The 18768-nt window shown below is 48.2% G+C and carries 16 protein-coding genes; 9 read left to right on the top strand and 7 right to left on the bottom strand.

Features of this window, described 5'->3' with window-relative positions:
- Positions 1 to 16 precede the first annotated feature (16 nt).
- The 7 genes from ycjQ to rhaS all read right to left on the bottom strand — a co-directional run bounded on the left by ycjQ (position 17) and on the right by rhaS (position 7928).
- Positions 17 to 1066, bottom strand: a complete 1050-nt coding sequence (ycjQ, locus tag GVI43_RS10740; RefSeq protein ID WP_159566855.1) for a D-guloside 3-dehydrogenase — start codon at positions 1064 to 1066, stop codon at positions 17 to 19.
- A 28-nt stretch (positions 1067 to 1094) separates the two neighbouring features.
- A complete protein-coding gene (locus GVI43_RS10735) occupies positions 1095 to 1940 on the bottom strand; it encodes a carbohydrate ABC transporter permease (RefSeq protein ID WP_159566854.1) in 846 nt (281 codons plus the stop codon).
- Positions 1937 to 2809 carry a carbohydrate ABC transporter permease gene (locus GVI43_RS10730; protein WP_159566853.1) on the bottom strand — a complete coding sequence of 291 codons (873 nt, stop codon included), beginning with the start codon at positions 2807 to 2809 and terminating at the stop codon, positions 1937 to 1939. Before GVI43_RS10730 ends, GVI43_RS10735 begins: the two co-directional genes overlap by 4 nt.
- 18 nt (positions 2810 to 2827) lie before the next feature.
- A complete protein-coding gene (locus GVI43_RS10725; protein WP_159566852.1) occupies positions 2828 to 4120 on the bottom strand; it encodes an ABC transporter substrate-binding protein in 1293 nt (430 codons plus the stop codon).
- Between the two features lie 15 nt (positions 4121 to 4135).
- Positions 4136 to 5821 (bottom strand): sugar phosphorylase, encoded by a 1686-nt coding sequence (locus GVI43_RS10720; RefSeq protein ID WP_159566851.1) that lies wholly within the window; start codon positions 5819 to 5821, stop codon positions 4136 to 4138.
- Between the two features lie 286 nt (positions 5822 to 6107).
- Complete coding sequence (gene rhaR / locus GVI43_RS10715; RefSeq protein WP_159566850.1) at positions 6108 to 6941, bottom strand: HTH-type transcriptional activator RhaR; 834 nt, start codon at positions 6939 to 6941, stop codon at positions 6108 to 6110.
- Positions 6942 to 7097: 156 nt separating this feature from the next.
- Positions 7098 to 7928, bottom strand: coding sequence for an HTH-type transcriptional activator RhaS (rhaS, locus tag GVI43_RS10710; RefSeq protein ID WP_159566849.1), 831 nt, complete (start codon positions 7926 to 7928; stop codon positions 7098 to 7100).
- 308 nt (positions 7929 to 8236) lie between these two features.
- Here rhaS and rhaB point away from each other — a divergent pair, with 308 nt between their 5' ends.
- From rhaB to GVI43_RS10670, 9 genes are all read left to right on the top strand, one after another.
- Complete coding sequence (gene rhaB / locus GVI43_RS10705; RefSeq protein WP_159566848.1) at positions 8237 to 9709, top strand: rhamnulokinase; 1473 nt, start codon at positions 8237 to 8239, stop codon at positions 9707 to 9709.
- Positions 9706 to 10962 carry an L-rhamnose isomerase gene (locus tag GVI43_RS10700; RefSeq protein ID WP_159566847.1) on the top strand — a complete coding sequence of 419 codons (1257 nt, stop codon included), beginning with the start codon at positions 9706 to 9708 and terminating at the stop codon, positions 10960 to 10962. Before rhaB ends, GVI43_RS10700 begins: the two co-directional genes overlap by 4 nt.
- 12 nt (positions 10963 to 10974) lie before the next feature.
- A complete protein-coding gene (rhaD, locus tag GVI43_RS10695) occupies positions 10975 to 11799 on the top strand; it encodes a rhamnulose-1-phosphate aldolase (protein WP_159566846.1) in 825 nt (274 codons plus the stop codon).
- 68 nt (positions 11800 to 11867) lie between these two features.
- On the top strand, positions 11868 to 12182 hold the full coding sequence (gene rhaM / locus GVI43_RS10690; protein ID WP_159566845.1) for an L-rhamnose mutarotase: 315 nt from the start codon (positions 11868 to 11870) through the stop codon (positions 12180 to 12182).
- Between the two features lie 466 nt (positions 12183 to 12648).
- On the top strand, positions 12649 to 13683 hold the full coding sequence (rhaT, locus tag GVI43_RS10685; protein ID WP_159566844.1) for an L-rhamnose/proton symporter RhaT: 1035 nt from the start codon (positions 12649 to 12651) through the stop codon (positions 13681 to 13683).
- 379 nt (positions 13684 to 14062) lie between these two features.
- Positions 14063 to 14554 (top strand): GNAT family N-acetyltransferase, encoded by a 492-nt coding sequence (locus tag GVI43_RS10680; protein WP_211959088.1) that lies wholly within the window; start codon positions 14063 to 14065, stop codon positions 14552 to 14554.
- Between the two features lie 145 nt (positions 14555 to 14699).
- Positions 14700 to 14831 (top strand): hypothetical protein, encoded by a 132-nt coding sequence (locus GVI43_RS15960; protein ID WP_281351005.1) that lies wholly within the window; start codon positions 14700 to 14702, stop codon positions 14829 to 14831.
- Positions 14832 to 15446: 615 nt separating this feature from the next.
- The gene (locus tag GVI43_RS10675) at positions 15447 to 16787 is read left to right on the top strand and encodes an anaerobic C4-dicarboxylate transporter (protein ID WP_159566842.1); all 1341 of its coding nucleotides are present in this window, start codon (positions 15447 to 15449) and stop codon (positions 16785 to 16787) included.
- Positions 16788 to 17072: 285 nt separating this feature from the next.
- Entirely contained in the window at positions 17073 to 18692 is a 1620-nt protein-coding gene (locus GVI43_RS10670) for a fumarate hydratase (protein WP_159566841.1), read from the top strand.
- The last annotated feature ends 76 nt before the right edge of the window (positions 18693 to 18768 follow it).

The following is an 18768-nucleotide window of genomic DNA, read 5'->3' as shown; positions in this document are numbered from 1 at the left end:
TTTCAATCCGTTTTAATTAAAAGGTGACGCCCATTTTGATGCTCAGATCCGGGTGCTGGTCGACGTACTTCATGTAGCTTTCGGCACTATCATGGAAGCTTACAATCGGGTCGATAAGGTCTTCGCAGTTTAGATAGCCATTCATCAGCAGTTCCCAGCAGGTTTCTTCGATGCGTTTGCGATCCCAGCGCGGATAGTCCGGATTCGGTTCACTGCTGCCGCGAGAAAAGACGATTTTTGCGTTGTTGAAATGGGCTTCGCGACCAAGATTGAAATCATGGAAGGGTTTGGCGAACGCCAGATAAGAGATAGTGCCGCCGTAGGCGATACCGCGAAGGGCTGCCTGAAGCGCAGTTTCGTGGCCGCTGGTCTCGATGATTACGTCAGCGCCCAGCTTGCCGGTGACCTTTTTAATTTCTAGGCCAATATCGGTACCGATGGGGTTAAAGCAGAAGTCAGCGCCGTGGCGTTTGGCAATTTCGCAGCGGTGTTCGATAGGATCGACGCCAATTACGATAGAAGCGCCGGCTTTTTTGGCCAGCTGAATGGCAATCTGGCCGATAGCGCCCAGACCGAATACCACCACAAAGTCCCCAACGCGCACGTTGCCATCACGCACGCCGCTCATGGCAAACTGCGCCGGATCGTAGCAAACCGCGTTTTTCCAGCTCGCTCCGGCCGGCATTTTGCGCAGTTTGTAGTTGCTGACACCGTTAGCAATGACGGTTTCCTGCAGCGGGCCGTAGGTACAAACTTGATCGCCAATCTGGTATTCAGTGACATCAGCACCACGCTCAATCACGTCCCCGATAACCATATTGCCGAGCTGGAACTTGCCGAACTCAATACCGCGCGCAGCGCCTTCGGCACGCGGTACAAACATATTCCATTCGCTAGAAAATTCCTCGTCGATAAACGGGCTGGCGGCGCGAAAATCCACCACTTCGGTTCCGTGTTTCGGTGCGCCAAAGGCTACTTTGATTTTCACTTCGTTTGCCGCGACGGGGCGATCTTCATATTCCACCAGCGCCGCAACGCGCGGTGCGCTTGCTACTAACTTTTTCATTTTTGTGCTCCGATAATTAAACTACCCATTAACCTTTAACGCCGCCTGCAGTCAGGCCGCTTTTGATAAACCGTTCAGATAGCGCGTACATAACCACCACCGGCAACGCCGTCACTAATGACGCCGCCATCATTCTTCCCCATACGTAATCCGGCGTGCTGAACAGCGTGCTTAAGCCCACCGGCAGCGTGAAGTTCGTCGAACTGGAGAGGAAAATGGATGCAAACAGATAGTCGTTCCACGCCACCATAAAGCAGTAGACGAATACCGAAACCAAGCCGGAGATTGCCAGCGGTACGGTGATATAGAAGATAATCTGGAGGCGATTCAGGCCGTCCATCATCGCTGCTTCTTCTATTTCATCCGGAATGGTGTCGAAATAGCTTTTCAGCATGAACACCGCCGTGGGCAGCGTTTGTGTCACCATCGTGATGATGAGTGCGAGCTTGGTGTCATAAATCCCCAACGCAGTGATGATTTTGAACAGCGGAACCACCAGTAAAATGCCAGAGAACATATACACTGCGTAAAAACTGGCGTTGATGGTCAGACGCCCTTTAAAACGCAGTTTTGAAAGCGCATACGCCCCGAGAATACCGATCAATACCGCCACCGCAGAGGACGTTAGCGACACCATTAAGCTGTTTTTGAAATAGGTCACAAACGGAAAGATATCGGGGTTAAAAATGTCGATATAGTGCCCTAGCGTCCACTCCTGTGGGAAAATGGTCGGATGTAGAGATATTGCTTCCTTCGGGCTTTTGAACGACGTCATCAGCATCACGAAGAACGGGAATAGCGTGACCACCAGAAACAGCGCCAGCCCAAAGTAAAAGCCCACGCGCCCTAGCAGTTTGCGGTTATTTGCAGTCATTTGAGGTTCACCCGTTTTCTGGTCAGCAGGATCACCGCGAAGATGATGACGAACAGCACCACCGAGATCGCGGCCGCTTTTCCTAAGTCGTTAAATGCAAAGGCGGTTTTATATAGATAGACGCCGAGAATGTTGACTTTGGTGGTCAGCAGCCAGACATCGGCGAACATATAGAACATCCAAATAGTCCGCAGCGTCACTACCGTTGCCAGCACTGGCATAATCGCCGGGAGCGTGACGATTTTGAACCGCTGCCAAGCGTTAGCGCCGTCCATTTCAGCCGCTTCATACAGTGATTTATCGATGGTCTGTAAAATCGCCAAGAACGAAATAAACGCATACGGGAAGTAGCGCCAGATGGCAAACAGCACCACCAGAAAGAAACTGCTGCCGGGGTTGTCGAACCACAGCGGCGCTTCATTGAACAGGTGCAGCATGTCTACGCCGAGATAATTGACGATGCCGTAGCCGCTGTTGAACATGTACTTCCATGCGAACACCAGCGAGATCGACGGTGTAACGTAGGAAAGGATCACCAGCGAACGCGATGTTTTACGCAGCCGGAACTCACGGTTAAAGAACAGCGCTACGCCCAATCCCAACCCGGTACTGCCCAGCACCACCAGCGCGGTGTACCAGAAAGTGGTCCATAGCGAATGCCAGAACGCGGCATCCGTCAGGATGTTGATGTAGTTTTCTAGCCCGATAAACCGCGAGCTGATGTTCGGATTAAGCGGTAAACGCAGAAAACTGATTTCGATGTTCGACAGCATCGGCCATGCGACTAGCCCCCCGAGCAGTAACAAACTGGGGGCGAGCAGCATCATGGCAAAGGGCATGTCGGAGCGGCCTGAGAACCACTTCTTCATAATCACTTATCCTGTGGTTTAGTGTTGCGCCATCAATTCGACGATGCGTTTCTGGCTGTTATCCAGCTCGGTTTCAGTCGGCTGTTTGCCCACGGTCACTTTGTTGACCATTTCGCTTAAGATTGCCGAACCGGTGATGTCGCCCATGCGGGTGAAGTTTTTTTCCCCGACCGAGCCAAACACCTGCACATTCGGGAACTGGGCAATTAGCTCGGCGGGCAGCGTGCCAAAGGCTTTGATTACGTCGTTATTTTTGTAGCTATCCGTTTGCACGACGGCTTTTGTTACCGGCAGTGCAGCACCCGGCGACATCATCACCCAATCAGCGGAGTTCTGTGCCTTCTCCATAAACGAAACAAACTTCTGTGCCGCTTGCGTCTCTTGCGTGCTCTGGCCTGCGGTGATCGTCAGCGAGGTGATCATGCCGTACACCGCAGGGGATTTTTCCGTTGGTACTACAAAGCCGAGATCCTGCGGTGAACCGTCTTTATAGAATGCGGGCAGAATGTAGGTGGAATAGACGGCCATCTGCGTGGTGCCATTCATAAAGGCGTCTTTAATTTCCATTACGTCGTTGGAACCAGGCATGGTGTACTGCGCCAGATCGCGATAGTAGTTAAGCGAAGCCAGCATTTCGGGGGAGTTAACTGTGACTTTTCCGGCGGCGTCGAACACGTTCGCGCCGTTGGAGAGCGCAAACTGTGAGAAGGTTTGCTCGGTCATCACGCTTTCTGCGGTGGGCAGCGCGATGCCGTATTTTTTGCCTGCGCTGTTAGTCATAGCGCGCGCGGCGTTGAGCAATTCCGTCCAGTTTTTTGGCTCGCTGATGCCAGCGTTTGCCAGCGTGGATTTGCGATACCAGATGCCGCCCAGCCAGGCGCTGATCGGCGCACCGGTGTAGGCGTTGCCGTCTTCGGTGCGCACCACGCGCAAAATACCCTCGTAAAAGCTGCTTTCGCCGACGTCTGAAATCACCGTTTTGATGGCATCGCGATCGATAAGCTGTTCTTTGTCCATGACTTTGGCGTAATCGTGGCTAACTTCGATAACTTCCGGCAGTGCGCCGGAACGCGCCAGAGTGATCACCTTGGTGTTATAGGCATCTTCCTCGACGGGTACCTGTTTGACGGTAATCAGCGGGTTTTCTTGGCTAAAGCGTTCAATCAGTTTACTGATTACCGCTTGACGTTCTTGTTCAACGGACGAGTGCATAAATTCAATGGTGACCTGCTCTGCATCATCCTGTTTACAACCTGAGAGCAAAGCAGCGGCTATCAGTGCTGATAGCAGCACTGGTTTTGAGATTTTCATTGTTCTTCCCTTATATTAGTAGCTAAGCCATAACGCCTGATAAGGCTGCATGTCGTAAGATTGATTCCCTCTAATTTCCCTGTCGGCGATCAATTCATGGAAATTGTTATCCGGCAGCGGGAATGACTGAACGCTATCGCTAAGATTAAACAGCGCCAGAATATTCTCGCCACCGGTAGAGGAACGTTGAATAACTAATAAATTTTCACAATAAGCGTTTGCAACAAAAGAACTGGCTGGATGAAATGCCGACTGCTTTTTGCGCACGGCAACAAGATGAGATAATTGCGTAAAGACCTGCTGGCGTAATGGGTTTCCACCGTCAAGCTGGCTCTCTATTTCATTCAAGTCATATTTTTGACGGTTAATGGCGCGGTTATAGCCCAGATGCTCCACTCCCTCGTAATCATTACGCGAGCCAAGAATACTTTGTACATAAATAGCCGGTATACCCGGGAACGTTAGTAGAATGGCGTGGGCGAGAATAAAGCGGGCCAATCGTTGCTCATCGCTACTATTTCGCTTATTTAACGCATCCATATAGGTGACGTTAATTTCGTAGGGGCTACGGGTACCGTCAGGATTGTTTTTCCAGTTTACCAGCGCTCCCTCTGCTTGAAGATCGGCCACAAGGTGCAGGATCTCTTCTTCTGGCAAAATACCGCGTAATGGATTCAGACCAATGCCGTCGTGAGAAGCGAGGAAGTTAAACCAGGTAGTGTGACCGTTACCCGCATCGTCTAAAGAGGCCGCCCACCGGCTTAGCGCCTGAGCAGACCCGGTATGGATGGCATGGAGGACCAGCGGTGGTAATGGGAACTGGTACACCATATGCGCTTCGTCATGACCGTTGCCGAGATAAGAAATGTTGTCTTTGTGTGGAACGTTGGTTTCGGTAATCAATACCGTGCCCGGTGCGACTTCATCCACCACCGCTCGAAAAAGCTTCACTAGCTGGTGCGTTTTTTCAAGATGAATGCAGCTTGTGCCGATGGTTTTCCACATATAGCCCACTGCATCCAGGCGTATATACTCGGTGCCTTCCTGCAGATAGTGAAGTAGCACATCGACCATCGCCAATAGCACCTGCGGATTGGCAAAGTTGAGATCAATTTGATCGTCACTGAAGGTGGTCCATATATGTTGTTGAGTGCCATCTGCCAGAATAAAAGGCGACAGCAATGGTAAAGCCCGAGGGCGCGTTACCGCAGATAAATCAGTTTTCGGATCGACTGAAACAAAGAAATTCTGATATTTTTCCTGCCCGCTTAAATAGCCCTGAAACCACTCGCTTTTTGCTGAAATATGGTTACAGACAAAATCAAACATCAGCTTTGTTGATTGATTTAGGTGGGCAATATCCTGCCAGTCACCGCAGAGCGGATCGACCTGATGATAATCTATTACGGAAAAACCGTCGTCCGACGACCAAGGATAAAAAGGCAATAGATGAACGTGAGAGAACGTATTTTTCAGCCTGCGATGATAAAAATCATCCAGCGTTTTTAAGGTTTTTTGGTGATCGCAATGAAATTGGTCGGCATAGGTTATCAATACAACATCGCTTTCATCCCATCCCTGCTTCCTGACTCTGGTAACGGTCTTTTTCTGTTGTTCAACCTTGGCGATAAGAGACTGAATAAAGGGTCCTTCTAGCTCACAGTTATAAATAGAAGCTAACAATTTCTTAATCTTTTTCATTTATTATTTTCTCGTGGGAGCGGTACCATTAAGGGCAGGCTACTATCAGTTTATTTTTCTGTCAACGCAGCGGAACCAAGAAAAGGGCGTTGTAACGCCTCTTGATATAGATTTGTGAGATACAGCAAATTAATGAGAGCTTAACTTGCCTGTATTGAGGGATAAGATTAGTTACCTGAAACGAAAGGGTCTGGTCATTTGCGGTAAGGAGATGGGGCGAATTGAGTTATTTCCTCCAAAAAAGGACTCAGATATTGAAACGCTATTCACCAGACATCGCTATTTGCTACCTGAACCTCTGCCGATATTCGCTGGGTGAAACGCCCATCGCCCGGCTAAATACGGCCGAAAAGTAGTTGCTGTCTTCAAAACCGCACTCCGACGAAATCTCGCCGATATGCAACGTTTTTTGCCTAAGCATCGCCATCGCTTTGCATAGCCTGAGCTGGCGCAAATAGTGGCTGACGCTTACGCCAGTATGCTGTTTAAACAGTGTCTGAATGCTTCTGGATGAAAGACTATGCTGTTGGCAAAAGTCGTCTAGCCGGAAAGGTTTGTCTATGCCAGCGTGCAGAGCCAGCATCAGTAAATCCAATAGTTGGCCGTCGGCTAGCTGGTAGCTGTTCGGCGGGTGACGATAGCGTTTCAATAGTAGAGCAAGCTGAAGAAATAAGGATTCGCTGAGCTGAATGGACAGCTTGTCTGACTTCATGCTCTCTTTGGTTAATGCATCGACTATTGGGCGAATTTCTGACATTCCCTGCACGCTTAACCGCCAGTAGCGCTGTTCCTGATGGGTTTCATCGCCGGGCAACAGGCTTTGCCAGTCAGACAATAGGCTTAGCCGGTGGCGGCAGTAAAGGATGTTGTTTAGCTCAAGAGAATCTACCGATTCGTAGCTATGCTGGTCGTCAGCATTGATATAAAACAGGTCACCGCAGGTGATGTAATAAGGCACATCATTAATGATGTGTAATCCATTACCGCGCAGCACGATCACCAGCTCATAGAAGTCATGATTGTGAATAGGAAAAATGGGTTGAGGAAGCCTTTCAGCTACGGTAACCGCATGATTATCAGTAAAAAAGAAGTCGCTAGTGTGAAGTTTTAGTAATGGCATGTTGTTGCTGTTTCCCGTTAGTACTCCTTATCATGGTAGTGTGACATATCTGCCATGCGCTGATGTTGACGGCTCTCTGAATATTAGTATAACGATATGTTTTTTAATCTGAATATTTCTTAATGTCGCTCTTTTAATATCAATTACTGTCACTCGTCAGCGTGCGGAATTGCGCAGTTGTAAAGGGGAAAGGGAGAATTCTCGCCGGAACTGAACGGAAAAATTATTGCTGTCGCTGAATCCACAGCCGTAAGCAATATCGGTAATACTGTCATCGCTCTGGAATAAACGGTGCCGGGCTGCCAGCAGGCGTAGGCGGTTGAGGTAGCGTTGGGGCGTCATGCCGGTATGCTGTTTTATCTGCCGGTGCATGGTTCTTAACGCCAGTGAAAAACGGTCGGCCAGCTCTTCCCAAATAATCTCCTCGCTGTAGTTATTGCGCAGCCAGTTAAGCAAAGCGCTTACGCAGGCTTCATGGCTGTCGTTTTTGTGAGTTTCAAAACAGCTTTGGCGCAGCAGCATCAAGAGCTGTAAAAATATGCCTTCATTGGTGGCGATATCTTCCAGCTTAGTGCTCTTGCTTTTTTCTTCCAGCTCACTGATACAGCTTTTGGCCTTTTTTAATGCGCTTTGGTTAATTTGCCAGTGGCACTGTCGTTTTCCCGTTTGAACATTGCAGGGCAGGAACGGTTCTATGTCGGATAAGCAACGAAATGATTTTGGTGAGCGATAGAGCACGTTGGTGAGATGAATTTGCTCCATATTTTCAAACTGGTGATAGTCGCTGTCCCGCAGAAAACACACGGTACCGCTGCACAGGGTATAAGGACTATCGTTAAAAATATGGACTCCAGAACCGTGCTCTACCACAACGATTTCATAAAAATCATGGCAATGTTCTGGAAATTCGTACTGAGGCGCCCGGTTTTCTATTGCAATAGTTGACGCTATGGATGCAAAAAATTCATCACTCTTCAGTAAGGTCATATAAGACTCCTTTCAACGTAATGAGCCAGCATCTTAGAAGGGAGAGGCTTGCCTCCGCCTTAAAATTCAGACGCTACATTGTATGAAAACGTTCTGTTTTCTAAGATTTGGAGATTATTTAGTCGAATTGTGGCAGGGGTCACATAAGCCATTGCCGACGATATGGGCCAGCATTTATTACTTTTGTGATCGATTTCACATTGGCCTTTGTTTTTTTGCCAATCCCCGCAGCCCAGTGGCAATGACCGGAAGGTGGCCGATAGCGAGTTTCCTTAGACTTTCCATAAGATTAATAAGGGAAGGTTGCTATGACTGAACGCAATATTGTCGCTATCGACTTGGGGGCCTCCAGCGGGCGGGTAATGCTGGCAACGTGGCAGGCCGGGCCGCGCAGCCTGACGCTAAAAGAGATCCACCGGTTTGTGAACCGGTTAACGCAGGTAAATGGCCACGATACTTGGGATCTGGATGCGCTTGAGCGTGAAATTTTACACGGGCTGACGGCTATCGACAGTTCAGGCGTGCGGATTGACAGCATCGGTATAGATACGTGGGGCGTGGACTACGTTTTGCTGGATAAATCCGGTCAGCGGGTTGGGCTTCCGTATGCCTATCGGGACCACCGTACCGACGGTGTGATGGCTCAAGTGATAAATGAGCTGGGAAAGGAAAATTTGTATGGTAAAACAGGCATTCAATTCCTGCCGTTTAATACGCTATATCAGCTAAAAGCGCTGGTAGATAGTCAGCCTGAGTTGCTTTCACAGGTTGAGCATTTATTGCTGATCCCAGACTATTTGCACTATCGCCTGACCGGTAACGTTAATCATGAATATACCAATGCCAGCACTACCCAGCTGCTTAATCTGAATACCGGCGATTGGGATCCCGATCTGCTGGCGTATCTGAATATTCCGTATTCATGGTTCACCAAACCGTCTCAGCCGGGGCATCAGATTGGATATTGGACCAGCCCTTCCGGCCAGAAAGTTCCTGTCACGTCAGTGGCCACCCATGATACAGGCAGTGCGGTGATTGCCGCACCCCTCAAAGCCAGCGGCTGTGTTTATTTAAGCTCGGGTACCTGGTCACTCATGGGCATTGAAAGCGCTGAACCGTTCAACGATGCCAGAGCGCTGGCGGCCAATATCACGAATGAAGGTGGAATTAATGGCACCTATCGGGTGCTAAAAAACATTATGGGGCTGTGGCTGCTGCAGCGAGTGTGTCAGGAGCTGCAGATAACCGATTTACCGGCATTAATTGTTGAGGCGGCTGAGCTGCCCGCCTTTACCCACCTGATTAATCCGAATGACGATCGATTTATTAATCCGTCGTCGATGGTGGATGAAATTCGCTTGGCCTGCGGTGAGCGGCAGCAGCCGATTCCCCAAAGTCAGGCCGAACTGGCCCGCTGTATTTTTGACAGTCTGGCCCTGTTTTATCGTCAGGTGATTCTGGAACTGGAGGACCTTCAGGGTAAGCCCGTGCGGCGTTTGCATATTGTCGGCGGCGGTAGCCAGAACGAATTCCTCAATCAGCTTTGTGCCGACGTTTGCGACCTGACCGTCTATGCCGGTCCTGTCGAAGCTTCAACCTTGGGTAATTTGGGCTGCCAGCTTATGGCTCTGAATGAAGTTAGCGATGTGAAAAGCTACCGTAGCGTGCTGGCTGATAATTTCCCTCTGTGCCGTTATGTCCCGAATAAACCTTCTGATTTTTCTCAACACTGGCGTCGTTTTCAGGCGCTTAGCCATACTCACGAGGATTTTTTACTATGACAACATCAACCGAACAGGCTTGGAATTTGGCCAAAGCGCGTTACGCCGAACTAAACGTAGACGTGGAGTCTGTGCTAACTCTGCTGGACACGCTGCCGGTTTCAATGCACTGCTGGCAGGGCGATGATGTCGCCGGGTTTGAAAATTCCGGTGGCGCATTGACCGGCGGTATTCAGGCGACCGGTAGCTATCCGGGCAAAGCCCGCAATGCCACCGAGCTACGGGCCGATTTGGAACAGGCGTTAGCCTTGATTCCGGGGCCAAAGCGTCTGAATTTGCATGCGATCTATCTGGAGTCAGACACCCCGGTTGCGCGTAATGAAATTGAGCCAAAGCACTTTGCCAACTGGGTTGAGTGGGCACGTAAGCAAGGGCTGGGGCTGGATTTTAACCCAAGCTGTTTCTCTCATCCGCTGAGCGCCGATGGCTTTACGCTGTCTCACGCTAACCCTGAAATTCGCCAGTTCTGGATTGAACACTGTCAGGCTAGCCGCCGGGTATCAGCCTATTTTGGCCGTGAGCTGGGTAGCGCATCCGTGATGAATATTTGGGTTCCGGACGGGATGAAAGACCTGACGGTCGATCGCTTTGCTTTCCGTGAGCGGCTGATGACGGCGCTGGATGAAGTAATCGGCGAGAAGTTTGACCAAAAAGAGCATATCGATGCGGTAGAAAGTAAGCTGTTTGGCATTGGTGCCGAGAGTTTCACCGTCGGTTCCAATGAATTCTGCCTTGGCTATGCCGCCAGCCGCGAAACCGCCCTGTGTCTGGATGCCGGCCACTTCCACCCGACCGAAGTGATATCTGACAAAATTTCTACCGTGATGCTGTTTGTAAAACATCTGCTGCTGCACGTGAGCCGCCCGGTGCGCTGGGACAGTGACCACGTTGTTTTACTAGATGATGAAACTCAGGCTATTGCTCACGAAATTATCCGTAACAAGCTGTTTGACCGAGTGCATATTGGGTTGGATTTCTTTGACGCGTCTATCAACCGCATTGCGGCGTGGGTGATCGGTACCCGCAACATGAAGAAAGCATTGCTGCGGGCGCTGTTAGAACCGACCGACATGCTGCGCCAGCTAGAAGTTGATGGCGACTACACCGCTCGTTTAGCGCTGCTGGAAGAGCAAAAATGTTTACCGTGGCAGGCAGTGTGGGAAACCTATTGTCTACGCCATAACACACCGGCCGGCAGTGAGTGGTTACAGGCTGTGCGCCAATATGAACAATCCGTTCTTAGCAAGCGTTAAGGGTTTTTTATTATGCAAAATATTATTTCTTCATGGTTTGTTCAGGGCATGGTTAAGGCCACCGGCGATATGTGGTTGAAAGGGTGGGATGAGCGTAACGGCGGGAATATCAGCCTGCGGTTATTGCCGGAAGACGTTGCCCCATATCGGTCTGATTTTTACTCTCAGCCGCGTCAGGAGGCTCTGACTCAGCCAATGCCTGAGCTGGCCAACGCCTATTTTATTGTTACCGGATCCGGTAAGTTCTTTCGCAACGTGCCGCTCAGCCCGTCTGAGAATCTAGTGGTGCTACAGATTAACGGCGAAGGCAATGGTTACCAGATTTTATGGGGGCTGGATAAGGGCGGTTTGCCGACCTCTGAACTGGCGGCCCACTTCCAGTCGCATATTGTTCGCATGAAGCTCAGCAACGGCAGCGATCGGGTCATTATGCACTGCCATGCGACTAATCTGATTGCGCTGAGCTATGTGCTGGAGCTAAAAAATGAGGTGCTAACCCGTGAGCTATGGGAAGGCAGTACCGAGTGTTTGGTGGTCTTCCCGGACGGCGTTGGTATCGTGCCTTGGATGGTACCGGGTACTGACGGTATCGGCATTTGTACCGCCGAGCAAATGTCGCATCATTCGCTGGTACTGTGGCCGTTCCATGGCATTTTCGGTACGGGCCCAACGCTGGACGACGCTTTTGGCCTGATTGATACCGCCGAGAAGTCTGCGGAGATCATGGTGAAAGTTCGTTCTATGGGCGGCAAAAAACAGAGCATCTCTTCTGAGGAATTGGTTGCTCTGGCTCAGCGGTTTGGGGTCACGCCAATGGCGGCGGCAATAGCGCTGTAAGCTGGTGACATAGCCGGTGGGAGACCACCGGTTTTTCTTTATTTATTCAGGTAACGAGAGGCGTTTCTATGTTTCGTAAAGCGTTTGTGATGAGCGTTAATTCGGATGCTCATGCTGAATATCAACGGCGGCATAGCCCTATATGGCCAGATCTGGAGCAGGTGTTGAAGCTCCACGGTGCTCATCATTATAGTATTTTCATCGATGAAAAACGGAATTTGCTGTTTGGATATGTGGAAATTGAGTCAGAGGAGCGCTGGAACGCGGTGGCTCAGACTGAGGTGTGCCAACGGTGGTGGAAGTATATGTCGGACGTGATGCCGTCGAACGCGGATAGTAGCCCGGTGAGCGATGGGTTGAGAGAGGTATTTTATTTAGATTAGCGCGCTGAGTTTATTGTTGCTGGTTGCTAATTCTTGCGTCTTATGGCCTTCTCTTGGGTCATCATTCCTCTGGTCGTCTTGGTCGTTTTCTTTCCGGCATTCGTATCGGTCAACCAAGTTCAAGTTCACGGACTGGAGCCCGTTTTTCAACGGGAAGACGACCCAAAGTCAAAAACCCGAAGCCAGAGGCCCAAAGCCAAGGATCCACCAATCCTTCCCCCAGCTCTGCATCCCCTTTCTAGGTAATTATCGTTTTAATTCACGGATTTGTGACTCGGCTCACTCCGATCTTTTGATTTTTGCCAGCAGCTACACGACAGTGGCAATCACATAAAGGCTGAGAGGGCTGATTCATTTTTACACTGTAGCCACTGTGGTTATGGGGAGTTCCTCATTAACTCATAATGCCGTAATCCAAATTGCGGCCCCTGATGTTAATTATAGTTAATAATAAAGGGTTAGTGGTATGAGTGGTTCTATTCTTCTTGGCATTTTCTGGCATTTTGTTGGTGCGACTAGCGCAGCGTGTTTCTATGCGCCGTTTAAGCGGGTTAAACATTGGTCGTGGGAGACGATGTGGTCTCTCGGCGGCTTTTTCTCATGGATAATTTTACCCTGGGCGGTGAGCTATCTGTTACTGCCTGACTTCTGGGCCTATTACGGGTCGTTCTCTTTTTCCACGCTAATGCCGGTATTTCTGTTTGGCGCGATGTGGGGGGTAGGTAATATTAACTACGGCCTGACCATGCGCTATTTGGGGATGTCGTTGGGTATCGGCATTGCCATCGGCGTTACGCTGATTATTGGTACCCTGATGACGCCGGTACTGCAGGGTAAATTCCATTTGCTGTTGACCACTTCCGGCGGCCAGATGACGCTGCTTGGCGTTGCCGTGGCGGTTGTGGGGGTTGGTATTGTTAGCTATGCCGGTTTACTTAAAGAAAGGGCGTTAGGTATTCAGGCGGAAGAGTTTAATTTAAAGAAAGGCCTAATTTTGGCGCTGATGTGCGGCATTTTCTCTGCCGGTATGTCGTTTGCCATGGATGCGGCTAAACCGATGCATCAGGCTGCTGAACAGTTGGGTATCAGTTCGCTTTACGTCGCGCTGCCTAGCTATGTGGTCATTATGGGGGGCGGGGCGATTGTTAACCTTGGTTTCTGCTTTGTTCGTTTAGCGATCAAATCTGACTTATCCGTTAAAGCAGATTTTTCAGTGGCTAAAAAGCTGTTGATTACCAATGCCCTGTTTTCCATTCTGGGCGGCACCATGTGGTATTTCCAGTTTTTCTTCTACGCGTGGGGCCACGCAAATGTCCCTGAGCAGTACGGTTATATGAGCTGGATGCTGCATATGAGCTTTTACGTGCTGTGCGGCGGTATCGTTGGGCTATTGCTCAAAGAGTGGCTTGGCGTGGGGCGTAAACCGGTGCGGATACTGTGCCTCGGCTGTCTGGTGATTATTATGGCGGCCAACATTGTTGGTATGGGCATGGCAGCGTAGTGCCGGTTTAAACAACGGTTTGTTGATCTCATCTGCGGGGGATATGTCCGCAGATTATCTTCAGGATAGCGAGTACAAGCACCATAAATCATCAGGTCCCCCTATTTGGATGAAAAGGCTTGGATTAAAAGATTTGAATTGAAATGTGCCTTAGTGAAAGACAACAGGTAAGCCGGTTAAAACGTTGTATTACTCTTTGGTTGATGGTTTAAACCAACCCCACGCGTATCGTGGGGTTTTCTTTTATTATCTCTTGTACATATTGGTCATAATTTTTATATTGTCTTAGGCGCTTTCATCAAACAGGCGTCTTTTTTGTGTCTGTCGATGACAATAATATAACCAATCATTCATTTTTAAATATTCAGGGATCGTGATTGTGGAACAAGTCAATATCAGAACGGTTTCGGCAAACGACGTAGACAGATGTTATGAGATAGAAACCGTTTCGTATGAAGGTGATGAGGCGGCAACGAAAGAGAAAATCACCAAGCGAAGCCGGATGTATCCCGATGGTTTTATTGTTTTGGAAACCAAAGACGGCATTGCCGGTTTTATTAACAGCGGCTGCGCTTATGACGTTGTGATGTCAGACGAAGCGTTTAAAGAGCTGGTAGGGCACGACCCTGATGCACCTAACGTGGTGATTATGTCGGTGGTGGTTCATCCTGACTATCAGGGAAAAGGCTATTCTAGCCAACTGATGGTGGCCTTTATTGAGCGTATGAAAAAGCTGGGTAAAGCCACCATTCATCTGATGTGTAAAGAGCGCCACGTTGGGCTGTATGAGAAGTTCGGATTCAGCTATGTGAAACGGTCAGCATCGGATCACGGCGGTATGTCGTGGCATGAGATGGTGATAGCGCTATAAGTGATGCGGTGAGGGAATAGCGTCGAAAATGTCTGACTAATATTCACAGTGATATCAGCTGGTTCATCATTAGTGAGTGGCTAGCCGGGCAATGTAGTAAAATAGTACGCTATAATTTGGGTTCGAGAAGAGGGGAGTATGGATAATGAGTGATGATATTTTCGATTTTGACATTGACGCTGAGCTGGAAGTTGCCCAGAAGAAGGCCGAGCAAAAAATCAATGAAGTTCCAGACGCGTTGTTGGGCGAAGATGACTGCGAAGGCTGTAAGATTTAAGGCCGCTACGGGAAATAGCCGGTAAGTTTTTTCTTCCTATTGGCTATTTTTAACACTAAGAATTCGGTTGAGTTTCATTAGATTCAAACGCTTAAACATTAATTTTTTATCTTATCAAGCGTGTGTGCTGGGCTTCTATTTTTAGAATTAATTTTATCAATCTATTATTGTTAGTACGTTTATTATTCATTGTAGTCTTTCATATCTCTTATTGTTAATTATTATATTGGTTAGTCATATTCAATTTGTTAGTGAATACATTTTATTAACAACGCTTTAACTTTATGAGTTAACGTCTATTGCTAAAACAATATCTGGTTTGTATTTTAAAAATTAATAACAGAAAGTTTATCTGTATCAATAAAACATTATATTTAACTCTATATAGTTATGGTGTTTTAAATATGAGATAGATTGTTGGGTTTTAATTAACTGATTAAATACTCTGGGATTAATTGCCATAATGGTGATGGATAACGCTAATATCGCATAAATGAAAAGTCAGTTGAGTGCTGTGACAGACGTCACTTATATATAAAATTAATAAAATATGAAGTCTTAAAATATTATTTTCTTCTTTCATTTAATTAGTTACTGGAGTTTGCGGGGGTATATATGGAATTTGCTTTACAACTGGTCATTATATTGATTTGCCTGTTTTACGGAGCACGTAAAGGAGGAATAGCGCTGGGTTTATTAGGCGGTATTGGCTTGGTTATTCTGGTGTTTGTTTTCCATATTCAGCCGGGTAAGCCACCGGTAGACGTTATGCTGGTGATTATTGCGGTAGTGGCGGCCTCAGCCACCTTGCAGGCCTCAGGAGGTCTGGATGTGATGCTGCAAATCGCAGAGAAATTATTGAGAAAAAATCCAAAATACGTCTCAATTGTTGCTCCTTTTGTAACCTGTACGCTGACCATCCTTTGCGGTACCGGTCACGTGGTTTACACTATTCTTCCTATTATCTATGACGTTGCGATTAAAAATAACATCCGGCCCGAGCGCCCAATGGCGGCAAGTTCCATCGGTTCCCAGATGGGGATAATTGCTAGTCCGGTGTCGGTTGCCGTCGTGTCATTAGTAGCGATGCTGGGTAACTTCACATTTGACGGCAAGCATCTTCAGTTCTTAGACCTGCTGTCTATTACGATTCCTTCAACGCTGTTGGGTATTCTGGCCATTGGTATCTTTAGCTGGTTCAGAGGTAAGGACCTAGATAAAGACCAAGACTTTCAGGCATTCATTGCAGTACCAGAGAATAAACATTACGTCTATGGCGACACAGCAACGCTGTTAGATAAAAAGCTGCCAATGAAAAACTGGGTAGCGATGTGGATCTTCTTGGGTTCAATTGCAGTAGTGGCTATTCTTGGGGCATTCGAGGGGCTTCGTCCTACTTTTGACGGCAAGCCACTTTCTATGGTGCTGGTCATTCAGATGTTTATGCTGTTAGCCGGTGCACTGATCATTATCATTACTAAAACCAATGCGGCTTCGATCTCTAAGAATGAAGTATTCCGTTCAGGTATGATTGCTATCGTGGCGGTATATGGTATCGCATGGATGGCCGAAACCATGTTCGGTGCCCATATGACCGATATCAAGGCGGTTTTAGGTGAAACGGTCAAAGAGTACCCGTGGGCCTATGCGATTGTTCTATTGATAGTTTCTAAGTTTGTTAACTCACAGGCGGCTGCGCTGGCGGCGATTGTTCCTGTGGCGCTGGCGATTGGTGTCGATCCTGCCTACATCGTGGCTTCTGCACCTGCCTGCTACGGTTATTATATTCTGCCAACGTATCCAAGTGACCTCGCGGCAATTCAGTTTGACCGTTCAGGAACCACCAAAATTGGTCGCTTTGTTATTAACCACAGCTTTATTTTACCGGGCCTGATTGGCGTAAGCGTATCTTGCGTCTTCGGCTGGATATTTGCTGCCATGTACGGGTTTTTATAGTTTTTTATAGAGGTAGGGTGGCGTGCTCCGGCGTTTTTGGCGCACGCCATTTGTTATTGTAGGGGCCGGATCATGGAATCAAACTGTCCTTTGAACCATAATAGGGCCGGGTTAGAGTAATAATCAGTATAATCAGCCTATTATGGCAACGGCTGTTACCTTCTGAATGCTAAATTATTGTGTAAGTAGTTGCCTTGTCTTATGGTGTCGGCGTCGTTCTGACACTAGAAGTAACGATCAATGTCGCGTTAATCTTTTAAAAAAAACATAAAAGGCTAGAAGTATATGTCAACGATTGAGTTTAAATATCAGGACACCTATCCGTTAGGAAAAGACGACACCGAATATTATTTACTGACTAAGGACCATGTTTCAGTCGGTGAATTTGAAGGAAACCCAATTCTTAAGGTTGAGCCCCAAGCGCTGACGTTAGTTGCTCAGCACGCTTTACACGATGCTTCCTTTTTACTGCGCCCTGCTCATCAGGCTCAGGTGGCTCAAATTTTGGCTGACCCGCAGGCCAGTGAAAATGATAAATACGTCGCTCTGACTTTCTTACGTAACGCAGAAATTGCCGCTAAAGGCATTCTGCCTTTCTGTCAGGATACCGGCACCGCGATTATCATGGGTAAAAAAGGTCAGCAGGTCTGGACCGGTGGTAATGACGAAGAGGCCTTGTCTAAAGGCGTATTTAACACTTTTGTTGAAGACAACCTGCGCTATTCCCAAAACGCTGCGCTGGATATGTATAACGAAGTGAATACCTGCTGTAACCTGCCAGCACAAATTGATCTATATAGCACAGAAGGGGACGAGTATAAGTTCCTGTGCGTGATTAAAGGCGGCGGTTCGGCAAACAAAACGGCGTTGTATCAGGAAACCAAAGCGCTGCTGACGCCGGAAAAATTAGAAAAATATCTGATTGAGAAAATGAAGAGTCTGGGAACGGCTGCCTGCCCTCCGTATCATGTGGCGTTCGTTATTGGAGGTACGTCGGCGGAAACTAACCTGAAGGTGGTTAAGCTGGCATCGGCTAAATACTATGATTCATTGCCTACCAAGGGAAATGAAGGCGGTCAGGCTTTCCGCGATCTGGATATGGAAGCTAAGCTGTTAAAAGCGGCGCATAACTTAGGTATTGGTGCCCAGTTTGGTGGTAAATACTTCGCTCACGATATTCGGGTTATTCGCCTGCCGCGCCACGGTGCTTCATGCCCGGTTGGTATGGGGGTTTCTTGCTCTGCGGACCGTAATATTAAGGCTAAGATCAATAAAGACGGTATTTGGATCGAGAAGCTGGAAGATAATCCGGGTAAATACATTCCGCAGGAGTACCGCAACCTTGGTGAAGGCGATGCGGTACATATTAACCTGAATCGCCCGATGCCTGAGATTCTGGCCGATTTGTCGAAGTATCCGGTATCTACCCGCGTACTGTTGACGGGCACGATTATTGTCGGCCGGGACATTGCCCATGCCAGACTGCAGGCGATGTTAGATAAAGGTGAAGACCTGCCTCAGTACATTAAAGATCACCCGATCTATTATGCCGGACCGGCTAAAAAGCCAGAGGGCTATGCTTCCGGCTCATTAGGCCCGACAACCGCGGGTCGCATGGACTCTTACGTTGATGCCTTCCAATCTAACGGCGGTAGCTTAATTATGCTGTCGAAGGGTAACCGTAGCCAGCAGGTGACCGATGCCTGTAAGAAACACGGTGGTTTCTATTTAGGCAGCATTGGTGGCCCGGCGGCTATTCTGGCTCAGAACAGTATTAAGAAGCTAGAGTGTATCGCCTATCCTGAGCTGGATATGGAAGCTATCTGGAAAATTGAAGTTGAAGACTTCCCCGCCTTTATTCTGGTCGATGATAAAGGTAATGATTTCTTCCAAAAATTTAAATAACCGAGAACCGCAGGTTATTTAAGTAAAAGGCCCCGGAGGGTTGATTCTCCGGGGCCTTTTTATTTAGCTAATTAGT

The sequence above is a fragment of the Budvicia diplopodorum genome, from assembly GCF_009800925.1.
Taxonomy (GTDB): domain Bacteria; phylum Pseudomonadota; class Gammaproteobacteria; order Enterobacterales; family Enterobacteriaceae; genus Budvicia; species Budvicia diplopodorum.
Note: the sequence above shows the minus strand (reverse complement) of the source record. Positions and strands in the feature narration are given on the sequence as shown.

Excerpts from the sequence above, each read along its gene's own strand:
- ycjQ (WP_159566855.1), bottom strand. The coding sequence starts at position 1,066 with ATGAAAAAGTTAGTAGCAAGCGCACCGCGCGTTGCGGCGCTGGTGGAA.
- GVI43_RS10670 (WP_159566841.1), top strand. The coding sequence starts at position 17,073 with ATGTCAACGATTGAGTTTAAATATCAGGACACCTATCCGTTAGGAAAA.
- rhaD (WP_159566846.1), top strand. The coding sequence starts at position 10,975 with ATGCAAAATATTATTTCTTCATGGTTTGTTCAGGGCATGGTTAAGGCC.
- GVI43_RS10725 (WP_159566852.1), bottom strand. The coding sequence starts at position 4,120 with ATGAAAATCTCAAAACCAGTGCTGCTATCAGCACTGATAGCCGCTGCT.
- GVI43_RS10675 (WP_159566842.1), top strand. The coding sequence starts at position 15,447 with ATGGAATTTGCTTTACAACTGGTCATTATATTGATTTGCCTGTTTTAC.
- GVI43_RS10720 (WP_159566851.1), bottom strand. The coding sequence starts at position 5,821 with ATGAAAAAGATTAAGAAATTGTTAGCTTCTATTTATAACTGTGAGCTA.
- rhaR (WP_159566850.1), bottom strand. The coding sequence starts at position 6,941 with ATGCCATTACTAAAACTTCACACTAGCGACTTCTTTTTTACTGATAAT.
- rhaT (WP_159566844.1), top strand. The coding sequence starts at position 12,649 with ATGAGTGGTTCTATTCTTCTTGGCATTTTCTGGCATTTTGTTGGTGCG.
- GVI43_RS10735 (WP_159566854.1), bottom strand. The coding sequence starts at position 1,940 with ATGACTGCAAATAACCGCAAACTGCTAGGGCGCGTGGGCTTTTACTTT.
- rhaB (WP_159566848.1), top strand. The coding sequence starts at position 8,237 with ATGACTGAACGCAATATTGTCGCTATCGACTTGGGGGCCTCCAGCGGG.
- rhaM (WP_159566845.1), top strand. The coding sequence starts at position 11,868 with ATGTTTCGTAAAGCGTTTGTGATGAGCGTTAATTCGGATGCTCATGCT.
- GVI43_RS15960 (WP_281351005.1), top strand. The coding sequence starts at position 14,700 with ATGAGTGATGATATTTTCGATTTTGACATTGACGCTGAGCTGGAAGTT.
- rhaS (WP_159566849.1), bottom strand. The coding sequence starts at position 7,928 with ATGACCTTACTGAAGAGTGATGAATTTTTTGCATCCATAGCGTCAACT.
- GVI43_RS10730 (WP_159566853.1), bottom strand. The coding sequence starts at position 2,809 with ATGAAGAAGTGGTTCTCAGGCCGCTCCGACATGCCCTTTGCCATGATG.
- GVI43_RS10700 (WP_159566847.1), top strand. The coding sequence starts at position 9,706 with ATGACAACATCAACCGAACAGGCTTGGAATTTGGCCAAAGCGCGTTAC.